At 45.9% G+C, this 17,484-nt stretch carries 18 protein-coding genes; 6 read left to right on the plus strand and 12 right to left on the minus strand.

The window, feature by feature from the left end:
• Positions 1 to 5: 5 nt before the first annotated feature.
• Positions 6 to 758, minus strand: coding sequence for a glucosamine-6-phosphate deaminase (nagB, locus tag KU392_RS10930; protein WP_217735314.1), 753 nt, complete (start codon positions 756 to 758; stop codon positions 6 to 8).
• Between the two features lie 478 nt (positions 759 to 1,236).
• Here nagB and KU392_RS10935 point away from each other — a divergent pair, with 478 nt between their 5' ends.
• Entirely contained in the window at positions 1,237 to 1,680 is a 444-nt protein-coding gene (locus KU392_RS10935; RefSeq protein WP_169293890.1) for an H-NS histone family protein, read from the plus strand.
• A 225-nt stretch (positions 1,681 to 1,905) separates the two neighbouring features.
• Positions 1,906 to 2,175, plus strand: coding sequence for a hypothetical protein (locus tag KU392_RS10940; protein WP_217735315.1), 270 nt, complete (start codon positions 1,906 to 1,908; stop codon positions 2,173 to 2,175).
• A 122-nt stretch (positions 2,176 to 2,297) separates the two neighbouring features.
• On the opposite strand, the gene KU392_RS10945 is transcribed toward KU392_RS10940, so the two are convergent.
• The 3 genes from KU392_RS10945 to KU392_RS10955 are packed head-to-tail and all read right to left on the minus strand — an operon-like array spanning position 2,298 to position 5,514.
• Entirely contained in the window at positions 2,298 to 3,287 is a 990-nt protein-coding gene (locus KU392_RS10945) for a Bug family tripartite tricarboxylate transporter substrate binding protein (RefSeq protein ID WP_211182279.1), read from the minus strand.
• Positions 3,288 to 3,312: 25 nt separating this feature from the next.
• The gene (locus KU392_RS10950) at positions 3,313 to 4,317 is read right to left on the minus strand and encodes an NADPH:quinone oxidoreductase family protein (protein ID WP_217735316.1); all 1,005 of its coding nucleotides are present in this window, start codon (positions 4,315 to 4,317) and stop codon (positions 3,313 to 3,315) included.
• Positions 4,318 to 5,514: a CaiB/BaiF CoA transferase family protein gene (locus KU392_RS10955; RefSeq protein WP_246587441.1), complete on the minus strand. Its 1,197-nt coding sequence runs from the start codon at positions 5,512 to 5,514 to the stop codon at positions 4,318 to 4,320.
• Between the two features lie 84 nt (positions 5,515 to 5,598).
• Here KU392_RS10955 and KU392_RS10960 point away from each other — a divergent pair, with 84 nt between their 5' ends.
• A complete protein-coding gene (locus tag KU392_RS10960; RefSeq protein ID WP_217735318.1) occupies positions 5,599 to 6,528 on the plus strand; it encodes a LysR family transcriptional regulator in 930 nt (309 codons plus the stop codon).
• Here KU392_RS10960 and KU392_RS10965 read toward each other — a convergent pair.
• Positions 6,505 to 7,263 (minus strand): YdcF family protein, encoded by a 759-nt coding sequence (locus KU392_RS10965; RefSeq protein WP_217735319.1) that lies wholly within the window; start codon positions 7,261 to 7,263, stop codon positions 6,505 to 6,507. The two genes, KU392_RS10960 and KU392_RS10965, sit on opposite strands and share 24 nt — an antisense overlap.
• A 56-nt stretch (positions 7,264 to 7,319) precedes the next feature.
• Positions 7,320 to 7,814 (minus strand): restriction endonuclease, encoded by a 495-nt coding sequence (locus tag KU392_RS10970; RefSeq protein ID WP_217735320.1) that lies wholly within the window; start codon positions 7,812 to 7,814, stop codon positions 7,320 to 7,322.
• A 328-nt stretch (positions 7,815 to 8,142) separates the two neighbouring features.
• Between KU392_RS10970 and galE the strand changes: the two genes are divergently transcribed.
• Positions 8,143 to 9,177, plus strand: a complete 1,035-nt coding sequence (gene galE / locus KU392_RS10975; protein ID WP_217735321.1) for a UDP-glucose 4-epimerase GalE — start codon at positions 8,143 to 8,145, stop codon at positions 9,175 to 9,177.
• 118 nt (positions 9,178 to 9,295) lie between these two features.
• Complete coding sequence (locus tag KU392_RS10980) at positions 9,296 to 10,078, plus strand: IclR family transcriptional regulator (RefSeq protein ID WP_217735322.1); 783 nt, start codon at positions 9,296 to 9,298, stop codon at positions 10,076 to 10,078.
• Between the two features lie 79 nt (positions 10,079 to 10,157).
• On the opposite strand, the gene KU392_RS10985 is transcribed toward KU392_RS10980, so the two are convergent.
• Genes KU392_RS10985 through KU392_RS11010 form a run of 6 tightly spaced genes read right to left on the minus strand, consistent with a single transcriptional unit; the run spans position 10,158 to position 16,524 of the window.
• Positions 10,158 to 11,129: a Bug family tripartite tricarboxylate transporter substrate binding protein gene (locus KU392_RS10985; RefSeq protein ID WP_217735323.1), complete on the minus strand. Its 972-nt coding sequence runs from the start codon at positions 11,127 to 11,129 to the stop codon at positions 10,158 to 10,160.
• A 37-nt stretch (positions 11,130 to 11,166) separates the two neighbouring features.
• Positions 11,167 to 11,904 carry an enoyl-CoA hydratase/isomerase family protein gene (locus tag KU392_RS10990; RefSeq protein WP_217735324.1) on the minus strand — a complete coding sequence of 246 codons (738 nt, stop codon included), beginning with the start codon at positions 11,902 to 11,904 and terminating at the stop codon, positions 11,167 to 11,169.
• 20 nt (positions 11,905 to 11,924) lie between these two features.
• Positions 11,925 to 14,030, minus strand: coding sequence for an acetate--CoA ligase family protein (locus KU392_RS10995; protein WP_217735325.1), 2,106 nt, complete (start codon positions 14,028 to 14,030; stop codon positions 11,925 to 11,927).
• 14 nt (positions 14,031 to 14,044) lie between these two features.
• A complete protein-coding gene (locus KU392_RS11000; RefSeq protein WP_217735326.1) occupies positions 14,045 to 14,767 on the minus strand; it encodes an enoyl-CoA hydratase/isomerase family protein in 723 nt (240 codons plus the stop codon).
• 13 nt (positions 14,768 to 14,780) lie between these two features.
• Positions 14,781 to 15,362 (minus strand): cysteine dioxygenase family protein, encoded by a 582-nt coding sequence (locus KU392_RS11005; RefSeq protein WP_217735327.1) that lies wholly within the window; start codon positions 15,360 to 15,362, stop codon positions 14,781 to 14,783.
• A 1-nt stretch (position 15,363) separates the two neighbouring features.
• Positions 15,364 to 16,524: a CaiB/BaiF CoA transferase family protein gene (locus KU392_RS11010; RefSeq protein WP_217735328.1), complete on the minus strand. Its 1,161-nt coding sequence runs from the start codon at positions 16,522 to 16,524 to the stop codon at positions 15,364 to 15,366.
• Between the two features lie 104 nt (positions 16,525 to 16,628).
• Between KU392_RS11010 and KU392_RS11015 the strand changes: the two genes are divergently transcribed.
• The gene (locus KU392_RS11015; protein ID WP_217735329.1) at positions 16,629 to 17,411 is read left to right on the plus strand and encodes an IclR family transcriptional regulator; all 783 of its coding nucleotides are present in this window, start codon (positions 16,629 to 16,631) and stop codon (positions 17,409 to 17,411) included.
• Positions 17,412 to 17,484 lie beyond the last annotated feature (73 nt).

Below are 17,484 nucleotides of genomic sequence, written 5' to 3' on the forward strand. Positions count from 1 at the left end.
GTTTCTTAGCTCTCCACCGCATCACGCAATTCGGCAGGTAAAAATTGCGCCGCCTGTTCATCAAGCAAGATCATCGCATTCGGATGAGCCTTAACCACCGAAGCCGGCAGCTGCTCGGTAACAGGGCTTTCATAAAGCTTTGCCATGATTTGCGCCTTGTTGGTGCCTGTGGCAATAAGAATAATTTGTTTTGATTCCATAATATCCTGTAAACCCAGCGTAATCGCCTGGGTGGGAACTTCATCCAAAGAATCAAAAAAACGACTGTTATCAATTCGGGTTTGTTCAGTAAGTGGCACTACATGCGTGCGGCTGCCAAATGAGGTGCCCGGCTCGTTAAAGCCGATATGACCGTTATTGCCAATACCGAGCAATTGCAAGTCGATGTGGCCCGCCTGCTGGATTTGACCTGAGTATTGTTCGCATTGTTTTACCGGATCCGCACACAAACCGTCTGGCAGGAAGGTGCGATGCTGCGCAAAAGCCAGGCGATTGAACAAATGCTGCCGCATATAGTAACGATAGCTTTGTGGATGCTCGCTGCCCAACCCGATATATTCATCCAGGTTGAAGGTGGTTAAGCCCGACACATCCACATTTAACCGTGCAACCTGCTCACACAATTTTTCATAGACAGGCTCCATGGTACTGCCTGTGGCCAGCCCCAATACCGAATCATTTTTCTTCTGGATTTGTGCAATAAGCAATTCACTTACATGTTCTGCAATTGCCTGGGGGTTGGAGAAAACATAAAACATAGTCGGTCCGGTAATGATCAATAAAAACGGTACTTACTGCTGATAAACAACCGGAATTATCCTCCTATTTTTTGATTCATGTTTTGTTTTTGTTCGGCTTTTTAAAAATTTACTCCCCAAGTGTTGCAAAACCATCCTTTTGCTTTGCTTGTTTGCCTGAATGGCTCATTTATCATTAATCACTGAATTGCCAATTTTGGATGGCTGCCTCTTACACTAAAATTAATAACTGCATTCACAATTAATGATTGTTCCATCAACCATATTTATTAATGAAAATTTTTGTTTTTAATAAATAAAAACTTAAATACCCTATGCCAGGCAGCCATTTAAATAATTTTTATAATAAACAGTAGCATATAAATGCTGCCTTATCTATAATTAAGTCCAGTTTTCTAGCTTGATTAATCGTTTTTCTATTAATCATTCACAAGAAACCAATTATTTATCATAAGTTAATTTTAAAGGCTATAAAAACATGTCTCGCTCTATAGCATTGGAATCCGTTAAAGAAGAACACAAAGCACTTATTGGTTCTTTTAATGAATTAATCAATAAACACAATGTTTCAACCAGCCAGTTTCTGGAAGCCCTCGTTTCCAACCTCCCTTCCGCCTCAGACATCGTAGCGGTACAAAACCTGCTGGAAAAACGTGTTAATGAAATCCGTACGGAAGAACTGAACCGTTATATTCAGGAAGGCAAAAAAATGGCACAGGCGCTGGGTATAGACCCTGCCATTATTGCTGAAGGTTTAACCGGCAAACAGGCAAAAATCTCAAAACCGGTTAAAGCCAAATATCGCAGCAAAGAGAATCCGGAAGAAACCTGGTCTGGCCGTGGCAAAAGACCGGCATTTATTGCCAACTATCTGGCCGCCAACCCCAACAACCAACTGGAAGATTTGTTAATTAACGATTAACGCCAGTTAATGCCTGTTATTTAACAGCATCAACAAAGACGCCACTGTAATCATGTGGCGTCTTTTATAAAAACCATTAATATATGCCATTCAAACAAAAGTGCCTTGTGACTTTCAAATGGTGATATTATCTGCTCAGCTTTTTTTGCATACTGGCCTCATTTAAAATCGTCATTCATGCGCTAAAACTCATCTACTATTACAACTCTTCAACAAAGAACCTGCATGAAAAAAACTGATTTGGAAAAACAAAAAGCCCTTAAAACAGTAGGAAAAATGAAACAGGAAGGTATCCCCAACCGTTTTTCAACCGATTCAGGCGCACAACTTGACCGACGCGAGCAACGCAAACTGGACCAGGCACAAGGCTTGGTCTCATTCCCGATAAAAATCAAACAAACATTGATAGAAGAAATTCGTGCCCAGGCAATTGCGCAAAATACCAATACTAATGATGTGGTTAATGCCTTACTGGAAAAAGCCCTGAAAAACTGAAAGTGAGCGGTTTTTTCCCACTCTCGAATATAAAAGTAATGCCCATTTCACTAAGGGCATTACTTTTCAAAAACAGCTAAATTTATCACTTACCACAAGAAAGAAATTTTTTATTAATTTCTCTAGTCTGCCTTCGCACCTGAAAGCTTAACAATCTTGCCCCACTTTTCAAATTCGGTTTCATTGAATTTTTTGAATGTGGCCGGATCAGATGCAACGGGCTCTGCACCCAATTGCGCATACTGCTCAATCACCTTGGGTTCTTTCAACGCTTCGCTGGCTGCTTTCCACAATGTTTGCACTACCTCATCAGGTGTATTCTTGGGTGCCCACAAACCATACCAGGTACTCACATCAAACTCGGGCAGGTTAGCCGAGTCCGCCACAGTGGGAACACCAGGCAAGGCATCAACCGGTTTTTTTACCGTCACGGCCAGTGCTTTTAATTGCCCGGATTTAATAAACGGCATGGCCGAAGGCATGGAGTCAAACATGAAATCCAGCTGATTTCCGATTAAATCGGTCAGGGCAGGCGAGCTGCCACGATAGGGAATATGCTGCATATCCACTTCGGCCAGAATTTTCAATAATTCACCCGATAATTGCTGGGAAGAGGCATTGCCGGCCGAACCAAAATTCAGCTTTGCAGGGTTCTTTTTCGCAAAATCAATAATATCCTGCACGCTATTAAATGGAGAATCCTTGGGAACGACCAGCACCAAAGGCACTGACACCAGCTGGGTGATGGGTGTAAAGTCATTCAAGGCATCATATTTCATGCTTGGGTACACACTGGGATTAATCACATGCAAAGACGCATTGGCCAAATAAGTATACCCGTCAGGTTTGGCTTTACTGACAAACTCCGCAGCAATCATGCCGCTTGCGCCAGAACGGTTATCAACAACAATGGATTGTTTTAATACTTTGGACATTTCAGCAGCGGCAATCCGGGCCACAATATCCGTAGGCCCTCCGGGCGGATAGCCCACCACCATCTGCAGGGAATGGTCGGGGAATTTGTCTGAAGCGGCCAAGGCTTGCATATTGAAAATACCGCAAGCGGTCACTAAACCGATGCCAATAAATTTACTAATATTCGTTCGTTTCATAATATTCATCTCCTAGTTGATTTTTTTAATCTATTTTTACTGCCAGTTTCCCTGTCACACTTCTACCGTGCAGGGTTTCAATCGCTTCAGGCACCTGATCCAAAGAAAATACTTTCTGGACATCCGGATTCAGTTTTTTCTCCTTCACCCATCTAAATAAAACCGCCATAACCCTGGACATCATGCCTGCATGAATGCTGCGTTCATCCGCTGGTGTCCAACCGGTATATTGGCCAAAAAAGAAACCATGAAGAGTCAGGTTTTTAACCAACACAATATTCATGGCTACCTCGGGCAATTGACCGCTGGCAAAGCCGATACTGATTAACTGGGCATTCTGTGCGGCTGCCCTGAGCGCTGAAGCAAAAAGCGATCCGCCAACCGGGTCAAAAATAATATCAACCCCCTTGCCTCCCGTAAGCTGCTTGACCTGTGCAGCCAATTGATCACTACCTGTCAAGGTATCACTGGCACCCGCCTTTTGCGCCACCTCACACTTTGTCGCCGTGCTGGCACAGGCAATGACCCGACACCCCATATTTGAGGCAATTTCAACGGCGGCCAGCCCCACACCAGAGCCCGCCCCCAGAACAAGAACGGTCTGATCCGGTGTAAGTCGACAACGCTGTACCAGACCCAAATAGGCCGTACCGTATGAAATGGGAATGGGCAAGGCTGACAAATATTCAATCCCATCCGGAATGGGATAAACCGTATAGGCCGGCAATTTCAGATATTCCGCATAGGCGCCCCAATCACAAATGCAGGCCACTCTTTGACCAACAGATAAATGGGTGACTGCACTGCCTTTTTGCTCAACAATCCCGACTGCTTCGGTTCCCGGAGAAAAAGGAAATGGGGGTTTGCGTTGATATTTTCCTTCAATCATCAACCCGGTAGCATGACTGACACTGGCGTAATGCACCCTGACAATAACTTCATCGGGCCGGGTTATTTCCGGCATGGGTGCATCTTCAACAGAAAGCACCTCTCGTGGTGCCCCAAACGTTTTGCAATGCAATACTTTCATTTATATTTCTTCCTTCTTGATTTGTCGAATCGCCTGTGCCGCGATCAAGGCATCAATCTGTTCCTGGCTGAAATTGAATTTTTGCAGTACCTCAATCGTGTGTTCCCCAATATCCGGTGCCCTGTTCAATATCGGTTTCTGTAACAATCCGGGTATGAACACATAGGGAAGCGACAGCCCGGGAGACTGTTCAAAATAATCCACCGTCTGGTTGAATTCCGCCTGAGGGTGTTGCATGACCTGATCATAATTGCGCACAGGTGCGTGCAAGACTTCATATTGACGAAAAACATCCTGCCATTCTTCACTCGTTCTTGCTGCAAGCATCGTGTCCAGCTCACCGTGTAGCACAGCCCGATGTTTCATGCGCTCCGTATTATTAACAAAACGGGCATCTTCCAGCCAGTCCTGCCTGCTCAACGCCTTGCACAAACGTTCAAACTGATCGTTATTCAAAGCCAGGACATTCAACTTGCCATTTTGTGTATCAAAAACACCATTGGGCGCGCTGACTGCCGTTTTGATTTTCACTGGATTCAACGTGTGCTCAATCAGGTTCGATTGCTGGAAAGCGGCACAGGCATCAAACAGATTCAATTGAATATGTTCTCCTTGCCTGGCAGTAGAGCATTGACGACGGTAAATCGCCGCCAAAGCCTGCTGGGCGGCAAACATGCCTGACAAAACGTCCACCATCAGAATCCCGATTTTTTGTGGATTACCTTCCTGATCATAATTGGCCGACATAATACCGGTTTCCGCCTGCATGACGGAGTCTGTGGCAGGGGCAAACGCGTAAGGTCCCGAAGGTCCATAACCACTGATGGAAATATAAATAATTCCCGGATTTGTTATTTTCAGATCCTCGTAACTCAGGCCCAGCTTTTCAACGATTCCAGGCCTGAAGTTTTGCACGAACACATCACATTCAGCGGCCATCTTTCGAATTGCCTCGCGCCCAGCCTCCTGCTTGGCATCAATGCATACACTCTGTTTACCCACGTTATAGCTGATAGACAACGCACTTTGTCCGAAAACGGTTGTACCCACATGGCGCCCCCAATCCCCGGCTGGCGGTTCAATCTTGATCACCTCGGCACCATATTGCCAAAGCATATTGGCACAGTAAGGTCCGGCTACACCCTGGCTGATATCAAGTACTTTCAAATCGGCAAAGCAGTTTTTTTCGTTCATCATTTCGTCTTCCATCCACAACAGCCCCATCCTAAGACAAAGCGAATTGTGCGACAATACGCTAAAACTACCCCTCAGTGTTCAATTATGATTAACAATAATCTGGATCTAAACCTTCTGAAGCTGTTTGTTGAAATTGTGGAAGCCAAATCTTTGGCAGAGGCCGCCCGCCGAACGGGCATGACACGATCCAATGTTTCCATGCGGCTGAAAAAACTGGAAAAAACGCTTGAAACCCAGCTTTTCAGAAGAAACACCCGAAGTATTGAACTGACCCAGCAAGGTGAGTTGCTATATGACAAAAGCCAGAAAATCCTGGAGGAAATAGCGTCGGTCAGTTCGGACATCCATCATCTTTCAAAAAGCATGAAAGGCTATATCCGCGTTCGTATTCCAACCGGGTTTGGTCATTTGTATTTATCAGACATCTTTATTGACTTTATTCGAGAGTATCCTGAAATAGACTTGAAAATTCTTATCAATGACCGGCTGGATGACCTGATTGAGTCCGAGGTGGACTTCGCCATCAAAATCACCTCAAACCCCAATAACGAATATGTCGCAAAAAAAATATGTGATGTCCAGTGGTGTTTGTCGGCATCTCCTGACTACTTAAAAGACAATCCTGTTCTGCTGCCTTCAGACTTGCTGCATCATAAGTTGGTCGTGCCAGCAGCCATGGGCAAGCGTTTTTTTCTGAAACTGGTTCATGAGCGAAGCCTGATTCGACAGCGCGTGTCTTGCAGTCTTCAATCGGGCAGCTATACTTTTTTACTGGATGCGGCCCTCAAAGGAGTGGGAATTACGCTCTTGCCCCGTTACGCGGTTCACCAGGAACTGAAACAAGGAAAACTGGTGGAAGTGCTTGAGGACTACATGCCCGAAGGAGTGGGCAATGCCATGTATTTCCTGACCATTCCCAATAAATTCACAACGACCGCAACGCACCAGTTAATGAACTTCTTACAGGAACGCATTATGGCCTTGGTGGATTCATGGAACCACACGACTTTGTAGCCAATACCACGCCATCCCGATCCATTCATGCAGTACGCTACCGGAAATACGCAAGGCATCAGCCCGGGGAATATATTTAAGAAAATTAGGCGGATAATCGGGCCTGACGGTAGGGGCTGCAATCACATTGAAACCGGCCCGTTCAAACGTTATTTTGGCGCGTTTCATATGCACGGTATTGGTCACCAGCAAAATAGTATTGATCCCTTCCCGGGTCAGTGAATCCCTTGAATATCGGGCTTCTTCAGCCGTCGTGGCCGGTTCAGGCAACACCCATCTAACCGGTGTATGAAACAGGGTTTCCAGCTCTCTTTGCATTACCTGGGCAACCGGTTCTTCCCCCGGCCACCCGCCCCCGCTAACCTGAATAGGCAGGCCGGTTTCCCGGTGCAAGTAAGCGGCATAGCGAATACGTTCCAGCGTGGAAGATGCGGCGGAACTGCCACCAAACTCTGGCTGATCGTGGTTAACCCCACCCCCCAGAACAACAATCGCCTGCGCCTGCATGGCCTGACTCAGGGACAAGACAGGCTCATCGTATAAGGATTTAACCAGTGCCGTGGCAACTACTGGCATACTGGCTACTGTCAGGGCCACAATCCCAAACAACAACACGGCTCGCCCCCACTTCTTGAACCGGCTTTCCAGCAAGGCCCAGCCCATCAAAAACAGAATAATAAAGTTAAAGGGAATTAACAGGGTGGAAGAAATAATTTTGCTGGCAAAAAAGCTCATGACGGGTTGCTTGGTTTAAGCACAAAAAAAGTGGCACAAACCGTATATTAAGCATTTTATTGCGCATTGGCGATCATGGCATTCTGTTGCACATTAACGACCATGGCATTCAACTGATGGCCGTCAACCATGAACAGATTACGGTTATATTTTGCCATTTCAGTCGCTTCTTTATCAAACTTTCCCATTGTAAAAATGTAGTTGTAATGACTGTTATGCTGATTCATGCCAATCACTTCCTGGGAAATATCGCTAACCCCCACCTTGTCCGCTCTCCAGTGACGTGTGGAAACAAAACCACGGTTTCCTTCTTTTTCAATCATGAAATCGGCAATATCCTGCAACTCACCACTTGCCTTTTGTACCTGATACCCCTTGGATTGAAAAATATCGGTAACCAATGCCGCGATCTTTTCTTCTGAAAAACTTTTTACTTCTGACAAGGATACGCGCTGATTGTTAAGGTTAATATATGAAACGGAAGGCTTCTGCCTCTTCCAGACAAGGTACACAACCACCGCTACCAGTAATAGAAAAATGTAAGTACTCATCTCAAGCCTCAGTTAGCAGATATATTTATAATGTTGAGGACTGCGCGGCGCAAACCATTTGATTCCCCTCGTTTTTTAAAATTCGCAGTAAAAATTTCTGTTTTTCCAGCATTATAATACCTAAAGTATCTTAAAATTACCAAAAAGAAACAATATGTAAAAAACATAAGCACATAAGTAAACAACAAACCTGTCTGAAGAGGTCAACCTGTTATTTGCATTTTTTTTCAATTTCTTGTTTTTAATAATAATTAAACCAATATGTACTACCTTTATAAAACACAATAGTACAATCACGGCAAGTCAATCCCACAAGGTTTTCAACAGCATGAGTCTTCATTACCTCGTCACCGGCGGTGCCGGATATATCGGTTCCCACACGCTTATAGAAATGCTGCAGGCAGGTTATACACCTGTTGTGCTGGATAACTTTTCCAATAGCAGCAACAAGGTTTTTGATCGTTTAAAAACCATTACCGGGACAGGCATTAAAGTCATCAATGGAGACATCCGCGACCGTAAACTGCTGGATGATATTTTTGCAGAACACGACGCCCGGAATACACCCATCCAAGGGGTAATTCATTTTGCGGCCCTGAAAGCCGTGGGCGATTCAGTCAAACGCCCGCTTGAGTATTACGAAAACAATGTCGCCGGTACCGTTACCCTGCTACAGGCCATGCTGGCCGCTGGTGTAAACCGCATCGTCTTCAGCTCATCCGCCACTGTTTACGGCGAACCCGAATTCCTGCCCTATACCGAATCCCATCGAATTGGCGCCACCAACCCTTACGGCTGGACCAAGGTTCAGGTAGAACAAATATTAAAAGACACCTGCGTGGCCCATCAGGAATTTTCGGCCATTGCATTACGCTATTTCAACCCGATTGGCGCCCATGAAAGTGGCCTGATCGGTGAAAACCCACGAGATATTCCCAACAACCTTTTCCCCTTCATTACCCAGGTAGCCGTTGGCCGTTTAGAAAAACTGAATGTTTTCGGCGACGATTACGATACGGTCGATGGCACCGGTGTACGTGACTACCTGCACGTGAGTGACCTGGCACTGGGGCATGTCAAAGCCGTGAATTACGTTAATGAAAGCGCCCATAGCGGCTTTACCGCCATTAACCTGGGCACCGGCACCGGCACCAGTGTCCTGCAAATGGTTAGCGCTTTTGAACGGGTCAACAATATTAAAGTGCCCTATATTATTCAGGCCAGAAGGGAGGGAGACATTGCCTCTGCCTGGGCCAACCCCGAACGGGCAGAATCACTGTTGGGCTGGAAAACCACCCGCAGTATCGATGACATGTGCCGGGATGGCTGGAACTGGCAAAGCAAGAATCCTGAAGGGTATTGATCAACAATCAATCGAGACTTTCAACCATATATATATAACAAAATATTTCTATCAACCTTAAGTCTCATATGGTTAAATCATTTTTCGGATTTGTACTTAATACAGAAAATGATTCGCCATGAACAATACGCTTTTTAAGGGTCTCCAAATACTGGAAATGCTTGCTTACAGCAGTCAGCCCATGAGGCTGACTGATATTGCCAACAACCTCAACCTGTTCAAAAGCGGTACCCACCGCTTGCTTCAGGCACTGGTTGACTCAAAATATGTCGTTCAGGACAAAGAGTCCGGCAAATACAGCACAACCTGTAAACTCATTGAACTTGGCTCTGCCGTACTTCCCCACCTGGCCTTAAAACAGCAGGCAGAAGGCGTCATGCAACAGTTAATGCGCGACACAGAAGAAAGTGTTCATTTATCCATCCAGGATCAACATGATGTGGTGTATCTGCACAAAGTGGATGGTCCTGCCCCTATCCCCTTTTACACCCATATCGGTGGGCGGGCACCCCTATACTGTGTGGCCACTGGCAAAGCCCTTCTTGCCTATAAAAACGATTATTTTATTGAAAAAATAAAGCAAAACCTGAACCCCAGAACCGACAATACCATTATCAACTCCCAACAACTTGAAATGGAACTTCAGGAAATCAAGGAAAGAGGGTATAGCATTAATAAAGGTGAACTAAAAGCAGGGGTTTACGGCGTTGCCGCTCCCATTATCGACAACAAGGGAAATATTATTGCGGCTATCGGACTTTCCGGAGATAGTAAGCGTTTTACGACCAAAACGATTAACAAGTATGCTGACCTGCTCATGCAAGCTGCCCAACGTATTACAGGCCTGCATAATGGGCATGATCAATCGGCAAACCTGCAACGACTTATTCTTTCCTGGTAAAAACGATATCACAGCAAAACAGGATTGCAGGTTATAAAGTCAAGACAAAACAACCGCCATAATGAAGGCGGTTGTTTTTTTAATTCAGGCCAATATTGTTTTCCTTGATGATATTTTCATAAAGCAAAATATCATCATTACTCTGACTGATAAAGTCTTTCGTGCCCAAGTATGCCGGTATTTGACCAAATTGCAAAAGACGCTCACTCATACCTGGTTTACTCATGACTTTTTGTGCAGCCTTTTCATATTCTTCAATCAAGCTCTGTGGCGTATTTGCCGGTGCAAAGACACCGAACCAGCTGGACGTTTTCAAGTCAATACCCTGCTGTGAAAATGTGGGAACATTTTTCAATTCAGGCAGTTTTAGTGAATCCGGAATGGCCAACGCCTTCAGATTACCATTGACGACATTCGACAGGGCAACGCTATCATATTGATAATCAATTCTTCCTCCTAACAGATCGTTAAGTGCTTCAATTGAACCTTTATAAGGAATATGTAAAGCGCCTATACCCAGTTTTTTTGCCAGAATCAGCGCCTGTAAATGCGTTAATGTTCCCTGCCCTGCAGAACCGTAAGTTATTTTACCGGGATTCTGCCTGCCATACTCAACCAAATCCTGCAACGTTGAGCCAGGAAAGTCCTTACGCACAGCCACAATGCCAATTGATTCAGATAATTTTGCAATTGGTTCAAAATCCGTAAAAGGGTTGTAATTAACCTGACGCAGGAAAGGTGTAATCGTCATGACACCTGCCGGCGCCAACAACAAAGTAGCGCCATCTGCCTTACTGCGAGCTACCTGCTGGGCACCTATGGCACCCGCTGCCCCACCTTTATTCTCAACAACAAAACTCTTTTTCATTTCTTTGCCCATTTCATCAGCAAAGACACGCGCCAAACTATCCGCATTACCACCGGCAGGATAAGGAACAACCAGCTTCACCGATGAAATATCCGGCAAATCCGCTGCCATGGATAAGGGTATGACAGCCAAAACACCAAATATACTTAAAGTGTCTATTATTTTTTTTACAGAAATCTTCATTGATTTACCCCACCATTACATCTATGAATACTATTGCTCACTTGCCGCTGTAAACGGGCTCGCGTTTTTCCCTGAAGGCCTGCACACCCTCCTTCTGATCATCACTTTCCCGGACAACGTTCAATTCCCTAATGGTACGGGCCATTAGTTCAGAAGGGCCCTGCGGCAATACATCACGCGTAATAAAACGCTTGAGGGTCTTTAATACCAAAGGCGAAGCCTTTGACAGTTTTTGGGCTTTTTCAAGTGCAATTTCCACCTGTTGCCCCAATGGCACCACCTGGTTAACCAAACCAACTTCATAAGCCCGCTGGGCATCCAGTATCTCACCGCACAAAATCACATCCATGGCCACCTTATGCGGAATACGGGCAGCCAATCCTGCAATCATGCCCCCGGTAAAGCCCAATTTGGCTTCCGGATATGAGAAGCGGGTATTGTCAGCAGCAATCGCCAAATCGCACATCATATGCAGGACCATAGAACCGCCTACCACCCAGCCTGCCGTAGCTGCAATAATGGGTTTTTCAGTTTGTATGCCTACTGTTGGAATGCAACGCCACAACTCAGGCAGGTTCGTCACGTCAGCACCAGCAGAAAATGCTTTTTCCCCTGCACCGGTGATAACGGCAACACGCTGGTCCGATAAATCAAACTCCTCAAAGCCCTGTTGAAGCGCCAGGGCCGTCTCCTTACAAATGGCATTATGTTTTTCGGGACGATTAATCGTAAACAGCGTCACTTTCTCAAACTGCTCGATTTTTACAACACTCATTTTGATCTCCTGAATTATCTTTAATTGATTTGTGCCCTGGCATCCACTGCCACACACCCGTTACCCTGTTGTTTCACTTTAAGTGGATTAATCTCTATTTCAAAAGGACTGTCTTTAAGACTGCAGGCAAGCAGACTCAAACGATGAATGGTCTGTGCCACCGCTTCCACATCCAGAGCAGGCCTGCCGCGATAGATTTTTAACAAAGGGGCTATCTTCAGTTCGTCAAGCGCCTGTTTGGCCGCTTCCACATGCACGGGCGCTGGCAGCACCAGCGTGTCTTTCAATAGCTCAACCAGAATGCCACCACTGCCTATAATGACCTGCGGACCAAACTGGGCATCATTTCTGGCTCCCACGATCAACTCCAGTTCCCCTGATTCCATACTCTGCAAGGAGAATCCCTCAATCCGGGCAGACGGTAAAACCTGGTTGATATGACTAACCATAGCCGTCAGTCGCTGCTCCAGTTCTTTGGTCGACTGGATATTAAGCAACACCCCGCCCACATCGGATTTATGAACGATCTGGCTGGAAACCACCTTGGCAACCATAGGAAAACCAATGTCACCCGCTGCCTTTATGGCAGCTGCAATATCGGCAGCAATGATCTCTTTATTCACTGGAATCCCGAACGAAGCCATTAACTTCTTGGTTTCAGACTCATTAAGAACGCCTTTTACATGACTAACATCAGGCAAACCATCCGGCAAAACCACCTCTGGTGAAGCGGTAAAATCAGACCATGCTTTCCAGCTTTTCAGTGCGGCTACCGCTTCATTGAGAGTATTAGTAAAAGGAATATTATTGGCAACCAAATACTCTCTGGCCGCATTGGCCGCCTGACCCGGCAACATCACCGCAATAAACGGTTTCGACGTTTTTTCCGCCCCTGTGACCAGGCTTGTCGTCGTATTCAATACAGAGGGCGCAGTCGTCAGCACAAACAAACCGGCATCAACACACGCATCTTTCATGACAATTTCTGCTGTCAACGCTGAAATCCTGTCGGTATCCAGCACATCATGTCTGCGTCCACCCAGATCAATCGGATTGAAAGCCTGACCGGGCGTAAACAACTCGGCAAGAGATGTCTTCGTTTGTTCAGCAAACGCTGAAAAAGGGATGTCCTGTTCTGACATCGCATCAGCAGTCAGTGCACCACCACCGCCAGAGGTGGTGATAATAGTCGCATTACCCACTTTCTGGCCAGGAAATTTGGCCATGCTCAACGCCAACAGGAACATGGCCATCGGGTCGTCCATCAGAATAATATTCTGACTTCTGCAAATGGCTTTTAAGGACTCATAATCACCGGCAAGACTGGCTGTATGGGAAAACGCAGCCTTGCTGCCCGCTTCCGTTTTCCCGGCCTTGACGGCCAGAATCGGCTTGTTTTTCAAACGAGCCAGTTTTGCCAATTCAATGAAACGCCGGGGTGATTTCAGGCCCTCAATATAGGCACAAATAATAGAAGTTTCATCATCATCAATCAGCATTTCAAGAAAGTCACACAGTTCAAGATCCGCCTGATTACCAATTGAAAAACAGTGACTGAAACCAATACCCTGTGAGTGCGCCTTGTCGAAAAGTGTTCCCATCAGGGCACCACTCTGACTGATAAAGCCAATCGGACTTTTAATGAGGGCATCCACATTCAGGGCCGGTGAAGAGCACAAAACCAGCTCATTGGCTGGACTGATCAACCCCAGGCAATTGGGGCCAATAAGACGCATATTGTATTGCCTGGCTATTTCAACGATTTCACGCTCTAAGACAGCTCCCTCCGGACCTGCATCGGAAAACTTGGACGTAATGATAATGGCGCATTTGACCCCCTTCTCAGCACATTTTCTAATTTCCTCTTTGACTTTTGCAGTAGGCAATGCCATGACAACCATGTCAGGGGCCTCTGGCGTTGCTGTAATATCAGGAAAAGTTTTTATGCCAAACAAGGACTCACGCCCCGGATTGATGGGGTAAACAGTTCCCTTGTAACCATGACGGATGAGTGTTTTATAAAGACGTCCGCCAAACTTTGTCTGGTCTTCGGATGCGCCAATAACGGCCACAGAACGCGGGTTCATAAGTGCCGCCAGACTGGCAGCATTAGTGATAGAAGTCATGTCTCAAATTCCATTTATTGATTTATATATTCGCTTATCCGTTGTTTGATACTGCCCGGCATGATGGACAATATTAATGACTGCAAATCGGCCGCCTGATGCCCCTCATCGAGTGCCGTTACCCGATAAATCTGTTGCTGGGTATACCGGGACAAACATTGTGCCTGCAGCAGTTCTGTGATCAAACTTTCCTGCTCTTCAAAACGGCATACATGAGTAACCAGCCCACTGGACAATGCATCGGCCGCACTTATTTTTCTTCCGGCGTTGATCCAGTCCCTCGCCATTGAAGTCCCTACGCGCGCAGCCAGTCTACGGCTACCCAGCACCAGGCCAAATTTTGCCCCCGGAAAAGTAAATGAAGAGGTATCCAGTGCAATGCGGTAGGTACAGGAGGCAAAAATATCTGCACCGGCGCCAATGACTTTGCCCTGTCCCAGGACTAAAGTGACAAAAGGTGCCCAGTAAATTTTCTGCAGCAACATTTCAATTTCAATAAATCTGGCCAACAGACTGTCATCGGATTCCGACTCAAGATTGGACAAATCAAACCCGGTGCAAAAGTGCTTGCCTTCAGCACGTATGAGCAATGCTTTTGTTTTGTTTTCCAGGCATTGATCCAACACCCCGTTTAATTGCCTGACCAGTTCCCGGGAAAGACAATTCCCTTTATGTGCACGCTTTAAGACAATGGTACTGATATTTTCATGCTGAATTAATTCAAATTCCTGGCTCATTCTTTGCATTGCCTCATTTAACCCATAGATTGGCTGTCACGTTGGATGAATATCCGGAAATGAACGATTTCCTTTCCGGGGTTCCCGGATAAAAAACATGCCGCTGGATTTTTCCTATATTGCCACCATATAAATGAATACTGATGGATGTCTGGTCCTGAAACGCATTACTGACCTGATGAATATCCCCAATTGAAGGCGACACACAAGCAACATCTCCCTGAGACAGGGTGGTAACCTTGCCAGTCTCCTGAAGAATATTCTCCTCATTGAAGGCAAAGTGTTTTTCGGTTTCTGCCCCCCTGAGCATACCAATTACTCCCCAGACCGTATGATCATGAACCGGTGTGTTCTGCCCGCCTGCCCAGACAAAACTGACCAGTGAAAAACGATCCAATGGATCTCCATAGAGCAAGTACTGCTGGTAATATTCGGGATGCGGTCTTGCAAAGGTTTCATCAAGCCAATCATCCTGACTGACAAGATCGCGCATGATTTCTTTTGCCTGTAACAAAATTTCAGGCTCTTTCAATTCTTTTTTTTCCACCAGCCTTATCAATCGCTGTACTGCTTCCAATAATCGTGCCTGACTCATACTAAGCCTCCTCTTTCAATAAGCCACTCACAAAACGGTGATTATCCGCCCCCTTTTCAGGAGGAGGCAAGCGGACAGGTAAATTATTATTATCAATACGAATAGGTGAAATAAATGTTTTGGTTTGAGCCCCATTCGGCAACGTTATCTCCTGCACCCATCCCATGTGCTGTACCTGGGGATCACTCAAGGCAGTCTCGTAATCATTAATCCGACTATGCGGTACAGCTGCCTCCTTGAAGACACGGATCCAATAGTCCGTATCCTGAGTAACAAACTTTTCTTCCAGCAAGACCTTGAGTATCTTCTGATTTTTTGCCCTGTCCAGGGTGGTGGCAAAACGCGGATCATTGAACAGTTCCGGCAGATCGGTTACATCACACACAGACTTCCATAACTTCTGATTGCCGGCAGCGATTACAAAATAACCATCCCGCGACTTGAAAGCCTCATAAGGTGCATTTCGTGGATGAGCCGCACCCAATTTAATGGGATTAATACCCGTACCGAAAAATTCGCTGGTTTGCAAAGCGGCAATACCCAATGTGCAACCAAGCATGGAAATATCGATCCGACTGCCACCCAGGCCGTTTTTCACCTTCATCAGCGCTGAACTGATGGAAAAAGCCGCATATAAGCCTGAAGCAAAATCAGAAATTGGAACACCGCACTTTACCGGACCCCCATCGGCTTCTCCGGTGACACTCATCACACCCGAAGCCGCCTGTATCGTGACATCAAATCCCCCCTCATTTGCCCGAGGGCCATCTTGGCCAAATGCCGAGATAGAGCAATAAACCAGATCCGGATGCTCTTTCTTGAAAGACTCCGCCCCCAAATTCAATCTATCCATCACACCGGGACGGTTATTCTCTACCAGAACATCCGCAGACAATACCAGCTTTCTCGCCAGTTGCTGATCAGCCTCATTTTTCAAGTCCAGCACAAGAGAGTGTTTATTACGGTTCAGTGAGGCAAAATTTTCGCTAAACCCTTCATTGATAGGCGGCCATTGCCGTAGTGTATCGCCGGCGGGTGGTTCTATTTTAATAACCTCGGCGCCCATATCAGCCAACAGCATGCCACAAAAAGGCCCCGCCGCAACACTGCAAAACTCAATCACCTTGACACCGGAAAGAGGAAGATTAGGGTAAATAGGCATATATTTTCCTGACGATAATAATAAGCTGACACATGAAAGACATGAGCAAAGTCTAGCTCTTTCCATTTAAAGATCCTACTTTTCTATTTTGTGGAACTTCAAGGATGAACAACACACTGATCAAAGGCATACAAATCCTAGAGATGCTATGCCACAGCGACCGACCGTTACGCTTGACTGATATCGCCAATGAATTGGGACTGATGAAAAGCAACGTGCACCGTTTACTCCATGCCCTCGTTGCACAAAATTACATTATTAAAGATGAAAGAACCGGCGAATACTCTGCCTCCATCAAGCTGTGGGAGCTTGGCTCAGCCGTACTTTCCAAACTGGATTTACGTAAATATTCAGAAAAATGGATGGACAGTCTGACCCAACTCACTTCAGAAAGCTCACACCTTTCCGTGATAGATAATATGCAGGTCGTCTATGTCCACAAAATAGACAGTTCAAGCCCTATCAGGGCCTATACGCAAATCGGTGGCAGAGTGCCCTTGTATTGTGTGGCAACCGGAAAAATCATGCTGGCCTATCAATCAGATGTATTCATCGAGCGGGTTTCCAAAAACCTGGAACAACACACACCCAACACCATTACGAACCCCAAAAAACTCCTGTTGGAAGTGGAGAAAATTCGCAAACAGGGATATGCCGTCAATAAAGGTGAATGGCGTGAAGGCGTTTATGGCGTCGCCACACCCATCTCCGATGGTTCTGGTAATGTCATTGCCGCCATCGGACTGTCCGGACCGGCCAACCGGTTCAAACCCCAGAAAATAAAAGAATTTGCCCAATTGCTGACACAAGCTTCTTCGGCCATCACATTTGCCTTGGGAGGGGGCAACGGCCATTTGAACTTACAAAGAATCACACACCTGTGGTAAGTAAAAACCCTGATTTTTTCGTATCAAGGGAAAACAAATGTGCAGGCCATGAGCAAGAGACAAGTTCTATTAT

The sequence above is a fragment of the Advenella alkanexedens genome, assembly GCF_019132845.1.
In the GTDB taxonomy this organism is placed as follows: domain Bacteria; phylum Pseudomonadota; class Gammaproteobacteria; order Burkholderiales; family Burkholderiaceae_B; genus Advenella; species Advenella alkanexedens.